This is a genomic window from Ponticaulis koreensis DSM 19734, from assembly GCF_000420665.1.
GTDB classification, from domain to species: Bacteria; Pseudomonadota; Alphaproteobacteria; order Caulobacterales; family Hyphomonadaceae; genus Ponticaulis; species Ponticaulis koreensis.
Window position 1 is genome coordinate 986,897 of sequence record NZ_ATVJ01000001.1, and the last position, 20,614, is coordinate 1,007,510.

Annotated in this window: 21 protein-coding genes; 10 read left to right on the forward strand and 11 right to left on the reverse strand. The window is 56.1% G+C overall.

What is annotated here, in order from left to right; translation table 11 throughout:
- The first annotated feature begins 42 nt into the window (after positions 1–42).
- From G523_RS0105235 to G523_RS0105245, 3 genes are all read left to right on the forward strand, one after another.
- The gene (locus G523_RS0105235; RefSeq protein ID WP_022693982.1) at positions 43–339 is read left to right on the forward strand and encodes an aa3-type cytochrome c oxidase subunit IV; all 297 of its coding nucleotides are present in this window, start codon (positions 43–45) and stop codon (positions 337–339) included.
- A gap of 389 nt (positions 340–728) precedes the next feature.
- Complete coding sequence (locus tag G523_RS0105240; protein ID WP_022693983.1) at positions 729–1,688, forward strand: ABC transporter ATP-binding protein; 960 nt, start codon at positions 729–731, stop codon at positions 1,686–1,688.
- Entirely contained in the window at positions 1,681–3,114 is a 1,434-nt protein-coding gene (locus tag G523_RS0105245) for an ABC transporter permease (RefSeq protein WP_022693984.1), read from the forward strand. The genes G523_RS0105240 and G523_RS0105245 overlap by 8 nt, the downstream gene beginning before the upstream one ends.
- A gap of 93 nt (positions 3,115–3,207) precedes the next feature.
- Here the strand turns inward: G523_RS0105245 and rpsU are convergent, their stop codons facing one another.
- Positions 3,208–3,456 carry a 30S ribosomal protein S21 gene (gene rpsU / locus G523_RS0105250; RefSeq protein ID WP_027441472.1) on the reverse strand — a complete coding sequence of 83 codons (249 nt, stop codon included), beginning with the start codon at positions 3,454–3,456 and terminating at the stop codon, positions 3,208–3,210.
- Positions 3,457–3,534: 78 nt separating this feature from the next.
- On the opposite strand from rpsU, the gene G523_RS18080 reads away from it, so the two are divergent.
- Entirely contained in the window at positions 3,535–4,155 is a 621-nt protein-coding gene (locus tag G523_RS18080) for a COQ9 family protein (RefSeq protein ID WP_022693985.1), read from the forward strand.
- Between the two features lie 3 nt (positions 4,156–4,158).
- Here G523_RS18080 and G523_RS0105260 read toward each other — a convergent pair whose 3' ends face one another.
- The 5 genes from G523_RS0105260 to G523_RS0105280 are packed head-to-tail and all read right to left on the reverse strand — an operon-like array spanning position 4,159 to position 8,090.
- Entirely contained in the window at positions 4,159–5,151 is a 993-nt protein-coding gene (locus G523_RS0105260; RefSeq protein ID WP_022693986.1) for a DUF2125 domain-containing protein, read from the reverse strand.
- A complete protein-coding gene (locus G523_RS0105265; RefSeq protein WP_081648712.1) occupies positions 5,148–5,948 on the reverse strand; it encodes a lysophospholipid acyltransferase family protein in 801 nt (266 codons plus the stop codon). The genes G523_RS0105260 and G523_RS0105265 overlap by 4 nt, the downstream gene beginning before the upstream one ends.
- Complete coding sequence (locus G523_RS18085) at positions 5,903–6,478, reverse strand: YdcF family protein (RefSeq protein WP_022693988.1); 576 nt, start codon at positions 6,476–6,478, stop codon at positions 5,903–5,905. The genes G523_RS0105265 and G523_RS18085 overlap by 46 nt, the downstream gene beginning before the upstream one ends.
- A gap of 15 nt (positions 6,479–6,493) precedes the next feature.
- Positions 6,494–7,366 (reverse strand): cell division protein FtsX, encoded by an 873-nt coding sequence (locus G523_RS0105275; RefSeq protein WP_022693989.1) that lies wholly within the window; start codon positions 7,364–7,366, stop codon positions 6,494–6,496.
- The gene (locus G523_RS0105280; protein ID WP_022693990.1) at positions 7,359–8,090 is read right to left on the reverse strand and encodes a cell division ATP-binding protein FtsE; all 732 of its coding nucleotides are present in this window, start codon (positions 8,088–8,090) and stop codon (positions 7,359–7,361) included. The genes G523_RS0105275 and G523_RS0105280 overlap by 8 nt, the downstream gene beginning before the upstream one ends.
- Positions 8,091–8,171: 81 nt before the next feature.
- On the opposite strand from G523_RS0105280, the gene G523_RS0105285 reads away from it, so the two are divergent.
- Together G523_RS0105285 and G523_RS0105290 are read left to right on the forward strand one after the other, a co-directional pair.
- Positions 8,172–9,074, forward strand: a complete 903-nt coding sequence (locus G523_RS0105285; RefSeq protein WP_022693991.1) for an MJ0042-type zinc finger domain-containing protein — start codon at positions 8,172–8,174, stop codon at positions 9,072–9,074.
- Between the two features lie 8 nt (positions 9,075–9,082).
- A complete protein-coding gene (locus tag G523_RS0105290; protein ID WP_022693992.1) occupies positions 9,083–9,616 on the forward strand; it encodes a phosphoribosyltransferase in 534 nt (177 codons plus the stop codon).
- Between the two features lie 3 nt (positions 9,617–9,619).
- On the opposite strand, the gene G523_RS0105295 is transcribed toward G523_RS0105290, so the two are convergent.
- Genes G523_RS0105295 through argH form a run of 4 tightly spaced genes read right to left on the reverse strand, consistent with a single transcriptional unit; the run spans position 9,620 to position 15,273 of the window.
- A complete protein-coding gene (locus tag G523_RS0105295) occupies positions 9,620–12,310 on the reverse strand; it encodes a DUF4175 domain-containing protein (RefSeq protein ID WP_022693993.1) in 2,691 nt (896 codons plus the stop codon).
- Positions 12,295–13,560 carry a diaminopimelate decarboxylase gene (gene lysA / locus G523_RS0105300; RefSeq protein ID WP_022693994.1) on the reverse strand — a complete coding sequence of 422 codons (1,266 nt, stop codon included), beginning with the start codon at positions 13,558–13,560 and terminating at the stop codon, positions 12,295–12,297. The genes G523_RS0105295 and lysA overlap by 16 nt, the downstream gene beginning before the upstream one ends.
- Positions 13,561–13,570: 10 nt before the next feature.
- Positions 13,571–13,879 (reverse strand): LPS translocon maturation chaperone LptM, encoded by a 309-nt coding sequence (lptM, locus tag G523_RS20155; protein WP_022693995.1) that lies wholly within the window; start codon positions 13,877–13,879, stop codon positions 13,571–13,573.
- Complete coding sequence (gene argH / locus G523_RS0105310; RefSeq protein ID WP_022693996.1) at positions 13,876–15,273, reverse strand: argininosuccinate lyase; 1,398 nt, start codon at positions 15,271–15,273, stop codon at positions 13,876–13,878. The genes lptM and argH overlap by 4 nt, the downstream gene beginning before the upstream one ends.
- A gap of 38 nt (positions 15,274–15,311) precedes the next feature.
- Between argH and G523_RS18095 the strand changes: the two genes are divergently transcribed.
- Entirely contained in the window at positions 15,312–15,896 is a 585-nt protein-coding gene (locus tag G523_RS18095) for a TlpA family protein disulfide reductase (RefSeq protein ID WP_162141028.1), read from the forward strand.
- On the opposite strand, the gene G523_RS0105320 is transcribed toward G523_RS18095, so the two are convergent.
- Entirely contained in the window at positions 15,897–17,606 is a 1,710-nt protein-coding gene (locus G523_RS0105320; RefSeq protein WP_022693998.1) for a hypothetical protein, read from the reverse strand.
- Positions 17,607–17,747: 141 nt separating this feature from the next.
- Between G523_RS0105320 and G523_RS0105325 the strand changes: the two genes are divergently transcribed.
- From G523_RS0105325 to G523_RS0105335, 3 genes are all read left to right on the forward strand, one after another.
- Positions 17,748–18,437 (forward strand): response regulator transcription factor, encoded by a 690-nt coding sequence (locus G523_RS0105325; protein WP_022693999.1) that lies wholly within the window; start codon positions 17,748–17,750, stop codon positions 18,435–18,437.
- A gap of 31 nt (positions 18,438–18,468) precedes the next feature.
- Positions 18,469–20,043: a stimulus-sensing domain-containing protein gene (locus G523_RS0105330; RefSeq protein ID WP_022694000.1), complete on the forward strand. Its 1,575-nt coding sequence runs from the start codon at positions 18,469–18,471 to the stop codon at positions 20,041–20,043.
- Positions 20,044–20,201: 158 nt separating this feature from the next.
- The gene (locus G523_RS0105335; protein ID WP_022694001.1) at positions 20,202–20,606 is read left to right on the forward strand and encodes a PTS sugar transporter subunit IIA; all 405 of its coding nucleotides are present in this window, start codon (positions 20,202–20,204) and stop codon (positions 20,604–20,606) included.
- The last annotated feature ends 8 nt before the right edge of the window (positions 20,607–20,614 follow it).

Below are 20,614 nucleotides of genomic sequence, written 5' to 3' on the forward strand. Positions count from 1 at the left end.
GAATAAAAAATTCACGAGCTTTTTGACTGAAAGGGCTTTCGCATGAGCGATTATGTTCGCGGTGAAATGGATATCACTGCTCAGGAGAATACCTGGAAAGGTTTCATGGCTGCGTTTACGTGGTCCAGCTTCCTCATCGTTCTCGTCCTTGCTTACGCAGTCTTCACGATCACAATGGGCATGAACTGGCTCGTTGCGATGGGCATTCTTGCAATTGCCGGCATCGTTGGCGGTCTGGTGATGAGCATGGGTAGTGCCTGGATCGTGACTGTGGTTGGTCTCTGCGTCTTTGGCGTGTTCCTGCAGATCATCATCTCGCTGGCTCAAGCCGTACTCTAGAGCGTTATGTGGGGCGGCACGCCCCGCAGCTGACGATTGAGGGGTCTTTATCCAGCTCCTCAATCGAAATGGCGTCATTACAGATGACGCAATAGCCATATTCGCCGCTTTCCATGCGGGCGAGGGCTAACTCCACTTTGAAAAGAATGTTTGCACGCGACGGCGGTGATGTATCCGTCGGTGGCGTTTGCCAGGTGTAACCGCTCTTTGAAGACAGAGCGTCCGGCGCTCTGGGCTCCCCCGAATTGCATCCCCGGCGAGAAGGTAATGTCTTACTCACCCTTTCATGCTGCGCTTGAAATATTCTCGGGGCAAGCGAATTTTTTGATTCCTTTAACAGGCCAATTAGCCCATCCTGTCGTTCAACAGCGTTGAAACTGGGACAGAACATGGCTGCACCTCCACTTAGATTTGAAAGCGTTACAAAGCGCTTTAGCGACTTTGACGCCGTAAAAGATGTAAGTTTTCAGCTCGGTGCGGGTGAAGTGATCGGCTTTCTTGGGCCGAACGGTGCTGGTAAATCCACCAGTCTGCGTATGGCGCTTGGCATTATGTCGCCGGACGAAGGTGCGGCCGAATTATTTGGCGGGCCGCCGACGCTGTCCAATCTCCGCCGCGTCGGTTTTCTACCCGAAGAGCGCGGCCTCTATAAGAAAATGTCCGCCCGCAATGTGATTGCCTATTTCGGTCAGCTGAAGGGAATGAAGCGATCGGATGCGTTATCACGTGCAGATGAGCTGCTGGAAAGTTTCGGTCTGGGCGAGTTTCGTAAAACCCGTATCTCGCGGTTATCCAAGGGCATGGCGCAGAAGGTTCAGATCCTCTCCACCTTCGTGCACAGTCCTGAATTTCTGATCCTGGATGAACCCTTTTCCGGTCTCGACCCCGTCAATCAGGCAGACCTTGAGCGCCTGATTGCAGACCAGAACGCCAAAGGGACGACGATCCTCTTCTCGACCCATGTGATGGAGCATGCAGAGCGTCTATGTGACCGTCTGGTGCTGATCGCGTGTGGGCGTAAAATGTTCGATGGCACGCTGAAAGAAGCCTTTGCGACGCAGGCCCATCAGGTACGCCTCGCCACTGTCGCGGACCGAGATCTGTCAGCTGATTTTGTCGATACACCATTTGATACGCGAGCACTGCCGCCCGTTGAGGGCGAAGATGACCGCATCTGGTGGGAGATATCCCTGCCTCAGGGCGCAACCAGTCAGGATGTCCTGAAGCGGGCCATCGATCGGGGCATAGCGATTGAAGGCTTCGAGCCGGCCGAACCACGTCTGCGGGACGTGTTTGTCTCGCTGGTATCAGAAGCAGATGAAAAATACGGAGCGCTGCGTCATGGGTAGAGCCTTTCTCGTCGCGCGCCGCGAATACCTTGCCTATATCACCGCCTGGGGGTTCTGGGTCGGTCTGCTGATCACGCCCGTTGCGCTTTCGCTCGGTATGTTTCTGCCATCCCTTATCGAGAACTCACAGCCGGTTCGCTATTACTCTGTTATCGAAAGCGGCGACAGCTTTGCCCGTGAGCTGGACGGATATATGGGCGAACGCGATGAAGACATTGCGCGGGACCTGATCAGCCAGCAGGCAAACTTTGACCCGACATTCGATCCGGATGCCGCATTGGCAGAGTTTGAACGTCAGCTGGCAGAGGGGCGCAGTACTGCAGAGGCGCTGGAAAGCGTCGTACCCATGGGGTCTATGGCGCTGTCAGATGATGACTATATCCGTGTGCCACCTCCCGCCCGGACTCTGGAAGAATTGAGGCCGTACCTTTCCGGAGATCTCGAAATCGATGGCCCGATTGGTCCAAGACCGCTTTATGCGGTCTTCGTTCTCGACGGTGACGACATTGTCTACTGGAGCGAGGATGTCGTAAATGACACGCTGGTCAACCGAGCCAATCTGGTGCTGGAGCGTTTGGCCCGTATCCGCACCTTTGAGGCGGAGAATGTGCCATTGGAAATTCTCGACCGCGTTCGCGAAAACACGCCATTGCTTCTGGTGCGTAGCCCGACCGCAGTTGACCAGTCCGGTGAGGTCTCGTTCGCAGATCAGGCGCCGTTCTTCATCTCTATCGGCTTCTCATTCCTGCTCTGGCTTTTGATCTTCTCCGTGGTGAATTATTTGCTCACTGGCACGATTGAGGAGCGGTCGAACAAGATTTTCGACTCGCTTCTGACCTCGGTTTCCTTGCCTCAGCTGTTAACGGGAAAGCTGGTCGGCGTGTTGATGTTGTCGCTAACGCTCATTTCCATCTGGGCCTTGATTGGTACAGGGATGTTGATCGCTGCCGGAGACAATATTCCGCCTGATATCGCAGAGGGGCTCCGTCAGGTTGTCAGCCCGAACCTTCTGGTCCCGACGCTGATCAGCTTCCTGCTTGGATATCTTATGTTCGGGTCCATCTTCCTCGCGCTGGGGTCGCTATGCGATACGATTCAGGAAGCGCAATCGCTTCTGTCGCCGGTTATCATCGTGATGATGATCCCGCTTCTGCTGCTGCCGGTATCTATTTCCAATCCTGAAAGTCCGATCCTTCACGCGGCCACATGGGTGCCATTGCTGACACCGTTCCTCGTGATTGTACGCGTGCCGACCGAGCCGCCGCTTTGGGAACTTATCGCGCAAATCGTCTGGATGGGTGTTTTCACAGCGTTGATCATCTGGGCCGCTACGAAGGTCTATCGCGCTGGCGCTGTGCATGGTGCCGGCATGAATGAGGCGCGAGCCTGGTTCATGGGGCTATTCGGAAAGAAGGCTCAGGCTTAGAGCCAGTCTTCAGTCTGCCTTAGAAACTGGAAACACAAAAACCCCTCACACGCGCACGTGGAGGGGTTTTTGAATAATCCTGAAAAGGAAAGCTTACTTACCCAGCAGGCCTTCGCGCTGAGCGCGTTTGCGAGCGAGCTTGCGCGCGCGGCGAACAGCTTCTGCACGCTCACGAGCTTTTTTCTCGGAAGGCTTTTCGAAATGGTTACGACGTTTCATTTCACGGAACAGGCCTTCACGCTGCATTTTCTTTTTCAGCGCTTTTAGAGCCTGGTCGACATTATTGTCGCGCACAACGATCTGTACGATGGGTCTCTCTCCATTTTCAAAGTTGTGCGACAAGGCCGCACGCTATCTTTTTTGCCCGACTTAACGGACAATATAATTCGGAAGCCGCGCTCATAACACAAGGGAACGCGTATGCCTACACCCGAAGATGCACCAACTGCGCTATTGCGACAAAAAATTCTGGCTTCGGCGCTTGAAATAGCGCCCGTTTCCGGCTGGACCGAGGAAACTTACCTCGAAGCGTGTGCCAAAAACGAGGTTTCGCCAGACGATGTTGCCTATGCTTTTCCAAGCGGGGCGGCATCTCTCATCCTCCTATATTTCGATACGCGGAAGGCAGAAATCAAGGATGAGCTTGCAGCACTCCCCCTCGATGAGATGCGTATCCGCGATAAAGTCACTCAGGGTGTGGCGCTCTGGTTTGAAGCGCTGTCACGTCATCATGCGGCAAGTGTGAAGGCGTTGGACTGGTCTCTGGCCCGCCCGACTGGTCCGTTATCCATGCCGGAGCTGCTCTGGGGTGTCGCCGATACAATCTGGCGCGGCATTGGTGACACGTCTGACGGGTTTACCTACTACTCCAAGCGGACAACGCTGTCTGCCGTGCTCGGCTCGACGCTGGCGGCATGGCGCGGTGCGGAGGGCAACGAGCCAGCCTGGCGCGAATTTCTGGACCGCCGGATCGAGAACGTGATGTCGTTCGAGAAATTCAAAGCTCAGGTGAAACTGCCTGAGGTCAAACTTCCGTTCTGACGGTTAGTATTCTGCGAGTGTTTGCCCGAAGAGACGAATGCTGCGCTCTTTGACCTGCACGGTGAGCGGTGTGCCGTTTGAACTCGCCTGAGCAACTGCGTTGATGATGGCTTCGCCTTGTGGATCGATGCTACCAGCTTCGCGCAGGGCAGAGATCAAATCTTCTGAACGTTCCAGAAACAGGCTCACTGTGCCGTCCGGATCATTGTTGCGGTCAAGCTTCACGTTCGCGCGCATGGAAAGATCGAGAGGCCCCATATCGAGGTCGCCGCGGACGAGCTCAATGCGGTTTTCGTCTAGCTTCCACTCTGTAACTGTCAGACCGTCCTCAATAACGCTGAAGAAATTTTCGATCTCGCCCCAGATCACCAGTTCACTCACCTCGCGACCGAGCCATTCTGCGCCTTCAGGCGCTTCTGGCAGTGACAGGTTACTGAATGAAACAGCCAGCTGTAGATTGCGTGGTTCGTCGGGCATTGGACGAAGGCCGATTGAGCCATTGGTCAGCGTGTAGCGTTCGCTCTCGTTCAGCATTGCATCCAGCGTGGGAAGCTCGAAGCCCACACGGCGTAAATTCCCGTCTTCCCAGACGAAACTCGCCGCAGAGCTATCATCAGCAGAAAAACTGAACGTCTGTCCGTCGGGGAGATCAAAGTTATTTTGCCCGGGTGCGCGGGCAATGACGTGATTGAAGTTCCAGGCCATCGCGACAAGCTGAAGCTTTTCGCCTTCCCAGCGTGCCTGCATGTCTGGTGCATCAATAACAGGATCATCGGCCTGCAGGACAAAGCGGTACGGATAGCCGCTGACATTCAGCGCGGAGTACTCAACCGAGCGGCCCATTGCCTGCTGATCCTCAATCCATTCGCGCGCGCCCTGACGCACCACACCTGCGCCATAAAACCAGTAGACGGTCCAGATGGCGAGGCAGCCAAGTGCCAGCAGGCCGAGAAGAACGGGTAGGGTGAAAAAGCCTTTATTACGGGTCTCGCTCATGCGTTTGCTGCCTCCGCCGCCTCTGTCGTTGAAACATTCACGCCAGCGTCTTCTGCCAGAGCGAGTGAGCGGGTTTCGATGCGGTCGTGCAGCGTATTCATGAAAGCCTTTCGTGACAGCCCCGGCTCAATACGTGGCAAAAACTCCACCACCATCGTGCCCGGATATCGCATAATACCTTTGGCCGGCCAGCATGTGCCTGTATTGAGCGCGACCGGAAGGCATTCAATGTCCAGTTCTTTATATAGCAGTGCGATGCCCGGTTTGTACTCTGCATCGATACCCGGCCTGGTGCGCGTGCCTTCAGGGAAAATGAGAAGCGAACGCCCGTCGTCACGCGCCAGCTTTGCCTTGCGCGTCATTTCTTTCAGGGTTTTCATCGCGCCGGACCGGTCAATTGCGATCTGGCCCGTTTTCAGGGCGTAGAACCCGAAGAGCGGATACCAGAGAAGCTCGCGTTTCAGGATAATGCACGGGTCTTTCAGGTAGAGGAATGGCAACACCGTATCGAGCGTGCTCTGGTGTTTTGACGCTACGAGAAATGGTTCTTCGCCGATATTCTCAAGGCCGCGCACTTCGGTCTTTGCATTGCAGATAACCCGCATGCCCCAGACAGCAGCACGCGCCCAGCAACGAATGCCAACCGTTGCTGCCTGACGTGGTAACAGCATCGTCGGGAGAAACAGAAGGCCGATGAATACCAGCGATCCATACAGCCAGATTACAAACAGGACGGAGCGAAGTGCAGCCATCAGACAAATGCTTTCATTACCGCGGTGACCCGATACTTCAGCCATTCCAGCACCAGCCCGCGAAATGAGCGCCAGGAACGCCACCAGCGCCGTGGCTGGAGGTTAGACTGGATGGGATAAGGGATAAGCTCGACTTCTTCAAATCCTTCTGTGAACCAAAGAAGCGTTCTGGGCATATGATAATCTGATGTGACAATTATGAGCGAGTTATAGTCATGGTCAGCAAGCCAGCCTGCTGCTTCGAGGGCATTGCCCTCGGTAGACCTGGCCTGACGACCAATATCAATGCAGCAATCATAAAGCGCCTGTGAGCCGCCCGCAGAACGGATTAGCGTATCAATGTCGACGCTCTCATTCACACCGCTTACTAGCAGCCTGTGGCCAGCGCCGTCTTCCAGAAGGTCGATTGCGGCCTCAATGCGCAGGCCTGACCCGCCCGTCAGCGCGACAATGGCGTCGGCACTCGGCGGTGTATCGGTTTCCAGCGACGCGACACGGTTCACGAACCGATGAAAGTCCGCAAAGGCGATCACTGCTGTGAATGCAATCAAAAACAGGATCAGTTTGCGAAACACGTCAGGCAGACCTTTTTAATAAAGCTCGTTGAGCGCCCGGGTCACAGTAATACGGGCCGCAATCATGGCAACAAGCGCGGCAATCAAAGGCGTCAAAACTAACACGATAAAGGTGCCGATATCCGGCGACATTTGTGGAAGCAGCCAGCTGCGGTCACCGGATTGCTTCGCCGCAAAGAAGAGCAGCATGGCGCCGAGCAGCGCGAATAATGCGCCGAGGCCACCCGCCCTGAGGCCGAGACCAAAGAAGCGGTGCTCGAACAAGCGGGAGATAAACCGGTCAGATGCCCCGCATGTATGGAGCACAATAACAACTTCGCGCCGCGCCAGTAGTGCCGCGTGCGTCGCAAAAGCGATGACCGAGAGCACGATCGTCAGAAGCAGAACAAGCGCGACAATGCCCACCATACGTAAAATTCCGAGGCTGCGTTCGACATCGTTGGCCCATTGCTGGTGGCTCTCGACCTCAATCTGAAAGCCTGCGCCTTCGGCGGTTTCGCTGATCTCACCTGTAAGGTCACCAGCTTCGGGAACCGTGCTTACGGCGAGATAGCGCGAAATCGGCAGATCTTCCGGCAGATTTGTGCCAAGCCATGGCTCGAGCAGGCTTTCTGTGACTTCGCGGTCTTCCGGTGTGGCGCGCCTTACGCCGGAAAGGCCCTCGAGAAGCGCGGCCAGATCGTCGGCGTCTTCGGCGCTGCCTTCCAGCAGTCGAACTGTGACTTCTCCCTGAATCTGACCAGCCCAGCTTTCCGCAGCGCCATATGCTGCACGCGTTGCGAGTCCTGTCAGAGCGGCAAGAAAACAAAGGGCCGCGACAACAAAGAAGAGCGCAGCTTCACGGGCATCTTCGCGCGGAAGCAGGGGAGAGCGTTTTGTATCATACATGATGGCCACCTCCCGCGCCGACATCTCCGCGCTGATGTACCAGAAGTCCGTTCTCAAGCCTGACAACTGGCGCGCCGAGCCGGTCAACCAGCGCAATATCGTGAGTGGCGATCAGGACCGTGGTTGAAAGACGCCGGTTCAGTTCAAGGATAAGCCGCATCAGCCGCTCACCCATTTCCGGGTCGACGTTTCCTGTCGGCTCGTCGGCAATAAGAAGGTCCGGCTTGTTGACGAGCGCGCGGGCGATCGCGACGCGCTGCTGTTCGCCGCCAGACAGAGTTGTCGGCTTCGCGGTGATCCGATCGCCAAGCCCAACCCAGTTCAGAAGGTCGATGACATCGTCGCGATATTCACGCTCATGCTTGCCCGTAACGCGCAGAGGAAGCGCAGCGTTTTCATAGGCGGTCAGATGGTTCAACAGGCGGAAGTCCTGATAGACGACGCCGATTCGTCGCCGCAGGCGGGTTAACGTTTTCCGCGTGGCGTTGCTTGTATCCACACCAAACAGCGAAACCTTGCCGTTACGGGGTTTCTGGGCTGCGTAAAGCAGCTGTAAAAGCGTGGTTTTTCCCGATCCGGACGGGCCCGTGAGAAACGTAAAAGAGCCGGAGTTTAACTCGATATTAAGGTCGCCTAACACATTCTCGCCAGAGATATACCCATGGTTAACGCCATCAACTCGGATGGTGGGCTCATCAAGAGAAATATCGGGCTCGTAATTCATGTCTCGTTTCAGTCCTTTCGGGACTGCTGAAGGGCGAATTCCAGGCACAGAATCGTGCCTAACGGAGTGGAGAGAACTGCAGTGATCCTCACATGTCCATCCTGTAGCGCACAATATTTTGCCGATGATAAGGCAATCGGTGCGAATGGTCGTACAGTTCGCTGTGCGGCATGCGCCCATTCATGGTTTGCCCAGCCGGAACTCTCTCTTGAAGAAAAGCTCGAGGCAGCCTCCCTTTCGCGTGAAAAGGTCGAGCGCCAGCGTCAGGAGCATTCTCCGGCAGCGCCGTCTGTCGCGCCGCATCTGGCGTTTCGTGAAAAAGAATTCTCTCGCAAGGCAAGCGGTTCGCGCCTTGCTGCGCTCACTGCGTGGGGCGGTACAGCGGCTGTCTTCTTTGCGCTTGGTATCGGCGCGGTTGTGAAGCGCGAGGACGTCGTGCGCATGTTCCCGGAAGCGTCCAGCGCCTATGCGATAGCTGGCCTTGAAGTGAACCCTTTCGGGCTGGAATTTGCCGATGTCGCAGCAGACCGGCGCCTTGAAGGCACCGTGCCTGTACTCACTGTCAGTGGCACAATTCTGAATGTATCAGACCGTCCACAAGCTGTACCAAATGTGCGTGTAGATCTGCGCGATGATGCAGGCTTTGAAGTCGAGAGCATTCTTGTGACGCCCGAAGCGCTGAGCGTTGGTCCGGGCGGAGAAGTATCGTTTTCGTCGCGTCTCGATTCTCCGTCGCTCGCAGCGTATGACCTTGAAGTGACGTTCGTGCCGCCGACTGAAAATGTGCGTCTGGCTGCCGGCGTCCCGTCCCAGCCGCATCATGAGCCTGAGAGCCATGCACTTGCGTCTCATGAAACGGGACATGCGGCGGACGATCACAGCGAAGATGCACATCATGACGCGCCTGCTGCTGTTGACCATCACGAAGCACCAGCAGATGATCATCATGAACCTGCCTCTAACGGGCATGACGAACATCACTGAGCAGAGCTTTGACCTGTCCCGAATTTGACGTCCTGCTGGACGAAACCGAGCTTCAATCGCGTATTGAAAAACTCGCCGCTGAACTCGCGCCGCGAATGCAGAGCGATGACTGGACGGCTGTAACCATTCTACTGGGTGCATCTCCGTTTACGACCGATCTGATGCGTCACCTGACCAAGCACGACGTGCACCCACAGCTGGATGCGATCTGGCTGGAAAGCTATCGCGATGAACGCGAAAGTTCGGGCCGCGTCAAAGTGCGCGCTGATCTGCAGCGTAGCGTCAAAGGGCGCGGCGTTCTTATCATTGATGATGTCTATGACACCGGTCGCACGCTTGATTTTGCGCGCCACCATTTGATGGCGCAGGGCGCGCGCGAAGTCATGACCTGCGTTTTTGCCCGCAAGCAGCTGGCAACGGGGGAAGGGCTGGATGCCTGGGCCTATGACGCGCCAGACCGATACCTTGTCGGTTACGGTATGGATGATGCCGGTCTTTACCGCGGTCTGCCTTATCTTGGCGCTGTGCCGCAGGGCGGCTGACGCCTAAAATCTGTCGAGCAGGCGTTCCAGATATTCACGTTCTTCCGGATCGGTTGAACGGTTCAGACGTTCACGCAGTTCATCCAGAATATCGCGCGCACGCTGGCGCTCGACCTCATCAGGAATGTCTATGCCGAAGCCGTTATTTTGCTGGCCAGTGCTGCCCGCGCGGCCAAGCGGATCACGTTCGCCGCCCTGTCCCTGATCGCCAAGGCGTTCGCGGCGCATGTCATCAAGGCTTTCTGACAATTGACCGGCTGCATCGCGCATTTCGCGGATTGCGCGGTCCTGATAGCGCTGGGCACCGCGAAGGTCGCCATCACGCAGAGCGTCTTCAGCCAGTTCGAGCGCCTGACGGGCGATGTCGAGATTATTGTCGCCGTCATCTGTCGTCCCAAGGCTGTCATTAGTGTCTTCCATATCCCTGAATGCACGCAGCTGGCTTGCAATGTCTTCCTGACGATCAGAGAGATCACCCTCAGTGCTGCCAAATTGCTGCCCGCCGCCGCTTTCAGTATCGCCGTCTCCGCCCTGACCTGTGCCGTCCTGCGTTTCTGCGCTGCCGGAGGATGTCTCACCGTCTTCGCCAATGCCGGACTGCCCGTCTGTATTGCCTTGCTGGTTACCGCTCTGACCGTTCTGAGGGTCCGAGCCGAACTGCTCTTGCAGTGTTTCGTCGTTCAGGCGGCGCTGTTCTTCAAGGATCTCGGCAAGGCGTTCCAGCGTGCGCTCAAGGCGCTGTTCGTTTTCCGGTGGCGGGTCATCATTGGCTTCGCCTTCCGAGCCTTCGCCAAACATATCGCCAGACCCTGAGCCACCACCCTGAAAGTTCAGATTGTTGAGCAGGTTTGTGACGTCAGACAGGAGCTGACGGGCCGCATCTGTTGCGCCGGTTTCTGTAAGGTCCTGAAGCGCGTCCAGCATATCTGCCAGATCATTGCCGCCCAGCATTTCCTGACCGGGAGGTGCGCCCTGACCGCCGTCCGGATTGCCATTCATGATCGCTTCGGCCATGCGCGCGGCGATGTAATCCTCAGCGGCCTGACGGAAGGCTTCCATAAGGCGGCGGATTTCATCTTCGGATGCCCCGTCGCGAAGTGCACGTTCCAGAGCGGCGCGTGCGGCATTCAGGCGGCGCTCAGCATCGGCCACGGTGCCATACTCGGCGCGCAAAGCCGCAGCCCAGAGAAGGTCGTCCAGAGGTTCAGCGTCGGAGGTTTCATTGGCATAGCGAAGCAATTGGTGAGCGCGGCGCAGCGCGAAATAGACGGTCAGATCGGAGAAATAGCTTTCCGGGCGATAAGTCACGGCATCAAGCATCAAAGCAGCGTGTTGCAATCCGTCTGGAGCATATTCAAGGCGATCACCAAGTCCTAGGTCTTCGCCTTCCAATACGGGCAGCATATTCTCGATCGGCGTCGTGTACTGTTCGTCCTCACGCAGCACGACGAGCCGGATTTCCTGGCTCGCACGTGCGAGCGGTTCCAGGAAAAGCTTCTCGGGCAATTCCATGATCACCGGCTCGCTATAGCCAGTCTGGCCAATGGCATCTGTCGCTGCGAGCGTTAGCTCAACTTCGGCGCCGGCCCATTTATGGCGGGTGAGGTCAATATCCGCCTGGTCATTGCCGACGCGGAAATTGGAAGACGGGATTTCCACCGGAGCCGTTTCAGATTCACTTGTGTCGAGGCCGGACGCTTCTGTTGGCGTGATGATCAGCTGAAGTTCAACGACGCCGTATTCGTCTTCTGCGCCCCAGAGAAAGCTTAGTTCATCATTGTTGCCGATTGTTGGGTCTGATGCAAAGCGCACAGTCGGTGGCTGGTCCGGCGTCGCGGAAAAATTCCAGCCTGCGCGTTCGCCCCAATAATCCAGCCGGACGGATTGGGAGGTGTTAAGTTCGACCTGTGTTTCCCACGTGCCATCGGACGCACGTTCCAGCGATGGACGCTCACCTGCAAGGGGTGCTTCGCCTAGAGGGCTTCTCTGCAGGGATGGTCGGCCGCCGCCTTGCGCGCGAAGGGTCAGGCGTGAGCCTTCTGGTACCTCGACATCCCGATCTGCGGAATTGAGGAAGATTGGAGCTGCGCTGGTATAATCCGGCGGTGTCACCCATGCTGTGACGGTCATGCTGTCTGCGCCGAAGAGCGCGCCGATATCCGTACCCATGGCAGATGAAAGTCGCCCCATCGCCGTGTTGGAGTTCGCTGCGATAATAACTATGAGTGCGAGTGGCGTAATGACCCGTAGATAGAGCGGGTCAGTTTTGCGCCATTCTTCGCTCAGCGCCGGAGGTTCCATCTCTGCGATAATGCGGGCAAGACGGGCCTTGTGCTTTACCCAATAGGGGCGGGATTCTGCGGTGATGCGCGCCGGCTGGTCATAATAGGCCTCAGCAGGGCTGTCAGGATGCGATGCATCAAGCCGGGCGCTGCCTTCAGCAAGGTCGGGTGTCTTGTATTTTCTAAAGCCCCGAACGAGCGCGATGATGAAAAATGGAAAGAAGGCGAGGTAAAGGAGGGCTTGCGCAGGCGGTGCAAAGCGCTCGAACGCGCCGGTAAAAACCAGAGCCAGTGCCGCAAACAAAAGCGCGCCCGGCAGAGCAAAAGCTTCGAAAAGCCTTACCCGCACGAGGCGTACCCGTGTCCGCTCGATCTTGCGGCGGAGAATGGTTGGGATCAGGTTTTCAGCCACTCCGGTACAGTTTCACTCGCTATTATCTCTTCAAATGTCGGTGGGGTGCGGATCAGCGCCACATTGTCCCCGTTCACCAGCACTTCAGCACACATTGGGCGTGTGTTGTACTGATTTGACATTACAGCTCCGTAAGCGCCGGCAGACATGAAGGCGACGAGGTCTCCCTCATTCATTTCCTGCGCCGGGTAGTTCTTTGCGAAACGGTCTGTACTCTCACAAATGGGCCCGACAATGTCATAGTCCAGTGTAGCGCGCCCTTCAGAGCGAACAACAGGTTTCATTTCGTGAACGGCCTGATAGAGCGCAGGGCGCATCAAATCGTTCATGCCCGCGTCCAGAATGGCGAAGCGCCGCCCATCGCGTTCTTTGATATATTCGACACGGGAGACGAAAATGCCCGCATTACCGGCAATCATCCGGCCCGGTTCAAGAATGACTTCTACATCGAGATCACCGAGCACTTCACGTACCATCGCCGCATATTCTGCAGGTGTGGCCGGCTCGTCCCCGTCGCGATAGGGAATGCCAAGACCGCCGCCAAGATCCATGCGTGTGATCGGTACGCCGGCTTCACGAAGATCGCGTACGAGGCCCACAACTTTCTCAAACGCGGCGCGCAGCGGATCGAGATTTGTGATCTGGCTGCCAATATGTACGTCTACGCCGCAGACATTAATGCCCGGCAGTGACTGGGCCAGCGTGTAAAAGTCTTTGCCTTCATGCCATGCAATGCCGAATTTGTGTTCAGCGCCACCTGTCGAGATATTGGCGTGACCGCCCGCTTCGACGTGCGGATTGATACGAAACGCGATATCTGCCGTGTAGCCATTCGCGTTCGCCAGCTCTGAAATACGGTGGAGCTCCGGCAGGGATTCCACGTTGAACTGATGGATGCCTGCTTCAAGCGCATCGAGAATATCCGTGCGGGATTTGGCAACACCGGAGAAGACGATCTTATTTGCTGGAATACCTACGGCCATTGCGCGTTTCATCTCGCCGCCGGACACAACGTCAGCGCCTGAACCGAGCGCTGCAAGCGTCGCCAGAACAGCCTGATTGCTATTGGCTTTCATCGCATAGGCGATGAGGCATGGCTGGTCTTTAAACGCATCAGCCAACACTTTGTAGTGCCGGGTCAGCGTCGCGGACGAGTAAATGTAAACTGGTGTGCCAAAGCGTTCTGCGATGTCAGACACGGAAATGTCTTCACAGTGCAGAACACTGTCGCGGTATTCAAAATGGTGCATTTGGGATCAGCTATTCTGCTAGAGGCGGAAGCTCTTCTTCCTGAATCGTGGTCGTTGGTGACGCAAGCGGTGCATAGCCGCCGCCTTCGTTTTCAACCCAGATTGTGCGGCCGGTTTCGGGGTCCACATATGAAGTACCAGCCAGACGCTGTGGCTCTTCATTGCGCGGGCGCAGTTCCGGTTCGGCGCTTGCTTCTTCTTGAGTTGTCGCTTCCGGTTCGCCCCAAAGCGGATCCGGACGTTCCAGATCGCCGCGCAGGCCGCAGGCAGACAGGCCCGCAAGAGCAATAAAAGCAGGGATCAGGGCGATGCGTTTCATGAGAGAAGCTCCTTCCAGCGGCTGACCTGTTCGCGTACACGAACAGGCGATGTTCCGCCATAACTCTGGCGCGAATTGACTGATGCCTCAACAGTCAGAACCGAATATACGGCATCAGTAAGGCGCGGCTCAATCGATTTGAGATCATCAATTGAAAGCTCAGCCAGATCACAGCCTTTGTCTTCAGCCAGTTTTACGGTCGCGCCGGTTACGTGGTGCGCCTCACGGAACGGGAGACCAAGCTCGCGGACGAGGTAGTCTGCAAGGTCTGTCGCCGTAGAAAAGCCGTGCGCCGCCGCAGCCCGCATGGCTGACTTATCTACCGTCCAGCTGGAAACCATGCCGGTCATGGAGGCAAGGCAAAGGTCCAGTGCGTCAAAAGCAAGGAAGGTCAGTTCCTTATCTTCCTGCATGTCTTTGGAATAGGCGAGTGGCAGGCCTTTCAGGACCGTCAGCAGTGCCTGAAGCGCACCATAAATTCGACCGGTTTTTGCGCGCACAAGCTCGGCTGCGTCCGGATTGCGCTTTTGCGGCATTATGGATGAGCCTGTGGACCAGGCGTCAGACAGGCGCACGAAGTGGAACTGTGCAGACGCCCAGATCACAATCTCTTCTGCAAGGCGGGAGAGATGCATGGCGCAGATCGAGCAGGCAGAGACAGCTTCGACAGCAAAGTCGCGCGCAGATACGGCGTCGAGAGAGTTTGCCATTGGCGCTTTGAAGCCGAGGTCGGCAGCTGTTTTCTGGCGGTCGATAGGGAAGCCCGTGCCAGCGAGAGCTGCTGCGCCAAGCGGGCTTTCATTCATCCGGTCCTGACAATCCAGAAAACGAGATCGGTCGCGCGAGAACATCTCGACATAAGCCATAAGGTGGTGGCCAAAGGTGACCGGCTGCGCCGTCTGAAGGTGGGTGAAACCCGGCATGACGGTATCAGCGTGAAGGTCAGCCTGTTCAAGCAAAGCTTCCATGAGGCCGCGTGTCTGGTCGGCGCGGGTTTGCAGCGCCTGACGTGTCCAGAGACGAAAATCCGTTGCGACCTGATCATTACGCGAACGCGCCGTGTGAAGGCGTCCGGCTGGTTCGCCGATAATTTCCTTCAGGCGTGCCTCGATATTCATGTGAATATCTTCAAGGTCTTTGCGGAACGGGAAGTCGCCGCCGACAATTTCCTGTTCAACCTGATCGAGGCCTTCAAGTATTGCGTCGCGGTCTGTCTCAGAGACGATGTTGCTATCAGCCAGCATCCGCACATGGGCGCGTGAGCCCTGAATGTCTTCAGCGGCCATGCGCTTGTCGACATCAATGCTCGCATTGATCGCTTCCATCACTTCATCGGGCTTCGCGGCGAAACGTCCGCCCCACATTTCCTGACCGGAGGCTGGCTTTTTGGCCATAATTACTATCTCTTACGTTGCAACGAATGAGGCCTGTAATGACAAAACTCACACGTATAGGAATTCCGCTAATGCTTTTGATCGGGCTTGGCGCATTTGTCTATGCCTGGTTTTCCGCAGCATCCCCGAGTGTTACGCGCGAAGGCATCCAGTCTTACGCGGTCGGAGAGATGTCCCGCCTTCAATTCCAACGCGCCGGCGAGCCGATCTCGACGGCCGAGTTCCAGGCGCCTGACGGAACTACAGCAACGCTGGCAGACTATACCGGGCGTATTCTGGTTGTGAACTTCTGGGGTACGACCTGCGCGCCTTGCGTTCTTGAAATGCCAACGCTTGCCGCCCTGCAGAACGAATTCGACGAGAGCGATCTCCTTGTGATGCCTCTGTCTTTCGACCGCGTCGGTGACTATCCGATGGCACGCGAGCGCCTTGATGAGCTGACCGACGGCGCACTCGATTTCTACGGCGATGCCGAGCGCGGCGTTATGTTCGACTCTTACATTGGCGGATTTCCAAGCACGGTCATTTACGACCGGAATGGACGGGAAGTCGCCCGTTTTGAGGGCGACACGGACTGGGCATCAGAAGAAGCTCTGGAACTTTTCCGGGCGCTGGTCGGCTGATCAGCCTTCAGAGGCTTTAGGCAGTTCTGTAGCAGCGCGGGCTGCCTGAGACAGATCGCGTAGCATCCGGCTGAGATCAGGATTGGTTTTCAGCGCTTCGCGTGCGTCCTGCTCTTTCAGCATTTTAGTTGCGGACATCGCCGCTAGTGTCGAGCTCTGCCCCTTCGGAAGCGCCTCGGCGGCAAGGCGGAATAGCGCAACGGCTGCCAGAGCTGGTGAGCCAGCCTTGCGGGCGACCGACGGGAACAGCTTGGCATTCGAAATCAGGCGGACGCCGAGCGCGTCGAGATCCTGCGCGCCGTGAATGCGCTCTGCCTCAGGCAGGTCAGATTTCAAAAGCGCGGCTTGTGTCGCGCGTAGCGTCATCAGCACCTGCACGTGCCGACCTTCATTGTTCATCACCGCTTCTTCAAAGCGGGGCTGACCGATCATACCCCGGAGCAGAGTGATCATTTTGGTGCGGGCGTCATAGCCAACCAGATTGTCCTGCAATTTGAGAAGCTGCATCGGACGATCCAGAATTTCAAACCGCTCCAGATAGCCATCGACCGTGTCCGTCGACATGAGGCGTTTGGAGCGCGCGCAGAAGGAGTCATACATTTCTGCGTGGCGATTGGACTTCATGATTTTGACGAGCCGGTCACCGAAGTCCTTCAACATCTTGAATTCGGTCAGCAGGCATTTCTCGTAAAGGCGATGGTTCGACCCGATATGCTCAAAAATGCGCGATACGATTGTCTGTGATGCCGTTGGCAAAAGACCCAGTTGTACTGCTTCTGCCAAAGCTTGCGCGTGAGGCAGGTCATGCAGCGGATCACGCGTATTGCGTCTGTCAGGGCGGGGTTCGAGCACACCGATGAGCCGGTCGACGACTTCGCCGGTGTTTTGTGTTTCGCCCAGAATGGCGCTGACTGCACCCGGTGTGTCGATCCACTCGGAGAAATAATCGGTCAGGACTTCGTTGACGAATTTTCGATCGGCTTCCTCAAGCGTTTCAGCTTCTTTCCAGATTTCGACAAGTCCGGTCAGCTTTTTGGGCCAGCTCGTCTCACGCATCAGCCGGTCAGCCAGAGCCGACTTGAACGCTGTTAGAAGGTTCGGCTTCTGACGACATTTTTTGACGACGTCGTCGAGCGTGCCTTCGTATTTCACAAAGCGCCCAGCTTTTTTCTCTTTGAAGATGCTGTTGACGCCCTGATTAACCAACTCGTGCAATTGACGTGCAATCGCGTGCAGACTTTCTTCGCCGGCCCGCGCGATTGCAACGCGCTGAATGGCCTGTGTGATTTCCGAGCCGGAACTTTCAAGAATTTCCAGAAGGTCTGTTCGATATATAAGTTCGCCCGGCAGTACGCGGTGTCGTTCGAGAAAGCGTGGAATGACTTCCAGATAGGTTTTACGTGCTGAAACTTTCCGAAGGTCGCCCGCAGAGACACAAGAAGATGTCTGTTGCGGAATAAAGGTGCGAGATGGACGTTTGCGCGGCTCTTCGCAGTCGCCAAGCGCGGCAACCAGAATGGCAATATAATCACCATTCGCGCCTTTGCGCTCTTCCTTCATAACCTTCACGCCACCTTGCGGATGGCTCTTCAGAAATGCGTTTGCGCGCTCAATGGCCTTCTGGCGATTCGGAATCGCATCGACCAATGCCCAGCTCGCTTTGGGCGATTTTCTCAGAAAAAGTTCGAAATGTGTTTCGCGACCGCCCATAACCCACCTGCTTTTTAAGGGATTATCATACTCCTGTCCGCTTAAGGTCACATGAAAGTCGCCTTTAAAGGTTGTAGTTTCCCCGTTATGGTCTTGTTAAAGAACGACGAGCGCCTGGGACGGCATAGAGAAGGAGCTGGGATGGCTACGCTGGCATTAGTGGACGATGACGAGAACATCGTTGAATCCCTCAAAATGTTTTTTGAGGCGGAAGGGTATAAGGTCCGTACATATCATGACGGGCAGACGGCGTTGACGGCTCTGACCGAGACACCGCCTGATCTGGTTGTTCTGGATGTGAAAATGCCAAAGATGGACGGCATGGAAGTTCTGCGCCGTCTGCGTCAGACTTCCGACATTCCTGTAATTTTTCTGACGTCGAAAGATGAGGAAATCGACGAGGTGATCGGTTTCAACATCGGTGCTGACGACTTCGTGCGTAAGCCTTGCTCCAACCGTCTCCTGTCCGAACGTGTAAAAGCTGTTCTTCGTCGTTCACGCGGCGCGGTTGAGGTTGAAGGCGATCAGAAGCCGATTGTTCGTGGCCGTCTCGTGCTTGATCCGAACCGCCATGTCTGTTCATGGGATGGTGAGCCGGTTCGCCTGACGGTGACTGAATTTCTTATTCTCCTCGCCCTCGCTCAACGTCCGGGCTTTGTTAAAAATCGCGACCAGCTCATGGACGCGGCGTATGACGACCAGATCTATGTCGATGACCGAACAATCGACAGCCATATCAAACGCCTACGGAAGAAATTCCGTGAAGTAGACGGCGAGTTCGACGCAATCGAAACCCTCTATGGCGTCGGATATCGCTATAAGGAGAGCTAGCCTGTCGGTTCAGCGAAAATCGCGGACTTTTGTGAACTCGCGGATTGCGAGGCTGATTTTTGCCTCCAATCTCGCGGGTCTGCTCGTTCTGATCATCGGCGCACTCGTGCTGAACGAGATGCGTGTGGGTCTTGTGCAGGCGCGGATAGACAGCCTCAATACACAGGGTGACCTGATCGTCTCGGTTCTGGCTGAAGGCGCCACTGTTGGCGATCCGGAGCCGGAACTGATTGAAGTGAATGCACGACGCATTCTGAAGCGTCTGGAGCTACCGTCCACTATTCAGGCCCGGATATACAATGCAGATAGCGAGATGGTCGGCGATTATAACCTGCTCTCGGACCGGGTGGATGAATTCGCGCTCGGTGCGCTGGACGAGCCCAATATGTTTGAGAGTTTTGTCGGCGGTGTATCCGGTTTCATGGATAGTATCGGGCGCTGGCTTCAATCGAGCGCGCGCGAGTCGCTCCTGCAGCCGGGCACTTTTGAAGACGAGCTGAATGAGGCTTTGTCTGGTGAGCGTGTGTCAGGCGAGCGCATCACGGATGACGGGCAGCGTGTTGTTTCTGTATCTCTGCCTATCCAGCACGTGTCAGCAGTCGTCGGGGTTCTGACGATTGAAGCCAGTGATGTAGATACGATTGTGCGCCGTGAACGCGCTGCGCTTCTGCCCTTTATTGCCGTTGCGATCATCGTGTCGCTTCTTTCCTCTGCGCTGCTCGCGATCATGATTGCACGCCCGCTCAGGCGTCTCGCGCTGGCTGCTGACCGGGTAGGGTCTGGCGCAGCAGAAAAAATCGAGCTGCCAGCACTCACTAGCCGTAAAGACGAGATTGGCGAGCTGGCGGATTCTCTCGAAGGGATGACGGCTGCGCTGTTTGACCGGATCGTAGCCAACGAGGCGTTTGCTGCAGACGTGGCGCACGAACTTAAAAATCCGCTGACCTCTATCCGGAGCGCGGTGGAAACCTCCGAACGTGTGACGGATCCGGAAGCGCGTGAGAAACTACGCAAAGTCATTGCTTCGGATGTGCGCCGTCTGGATCGTCTGATTACTGACATTTCCAATGCGACGCGCCTTGAGGCGGAAACGGCGAGACTTCCGAACACCTCGGTCGATCTTGGCCAACTTCTGACCGATCTCACAGAAACTTATGATGCGATCCGGAATGAAGGCGACCCACGTGTGCGTTTCGAGCGGGATGAAGATAGCGGCGATCTGATTGTCCTCGGACGTGATGGCGCGCTCGGCCAGGTGTTCAGAAACCTGATTGAGAATGCGCGGTCTTTCTCTCCTGAAGACGGGCAGGTCGTTGTTCGCGGTCGCACAATGGCGGTACGTGGACGCGCATCTGTCGAAATCAGTGTTGAGGATGAAGGCCCGGGTATTCCGGACGGCAAGCTCGAGAAGATTTTCGAACGCTTTTATACTGACCGGCCCGCGGGTACGAAATTTGGCCTGAATTCAGGGCTTGGCCTGTCTATCGTCGCGCAGATCGTAGAAAGCCACCGCGGGACAGTGGAAGCCGAAAACCGTGAGGATGCAGACGGCAATGTGCTTGGCGCTCGCTTCGTCGTTGTGCTGCCAGCTCAGCTTCAGAGCTGACGGGACGATCCCATGTCGCAATTTCGACACATGTTGAAAAAACTGGCCACACAATTTGCCGGATTTTCTGATTAACGATGCTGCAATTGCAAAAACCCCCTTGCCAAGTGGAAACGTCTGACCTCACTCTTGTAGTTTAGTCGGTTGAAAGGTTTCCCATGATCGGTGTCGTGGTGGTCAGTCACGGAAAACTCGCACGTGAGCTTGTTGCAGCAACAGAGCACGTCGTGGGTGAGCAGCGTCGGTTCCGGTCGATTTCAATCGAGCCAGATGACGATATGGATGCACGTCGCACCCAGATTCTGGAGACAGCCGAAGCCTGCGATGATGGCGACGGCGTTATTCTTCTGACAGACATGTTCGGTGGCACGCCGTCCAATCTTGCCATTTCCGTTATGGGGCAGGGCAAGATTGAAGTGATTGCCGGTGTGAACCTGCCAATGCTGATCAAGCTGGCTGAAGTTCGCGAACGTATGTCCATGCAGGAAGCGGCTGAGGCGGCTCAGGAAGCGGCCCGCAAATATATTTCCATCGCATCGAAGGTGTTAGTCCGATCCCAGTAGAGTTTGAA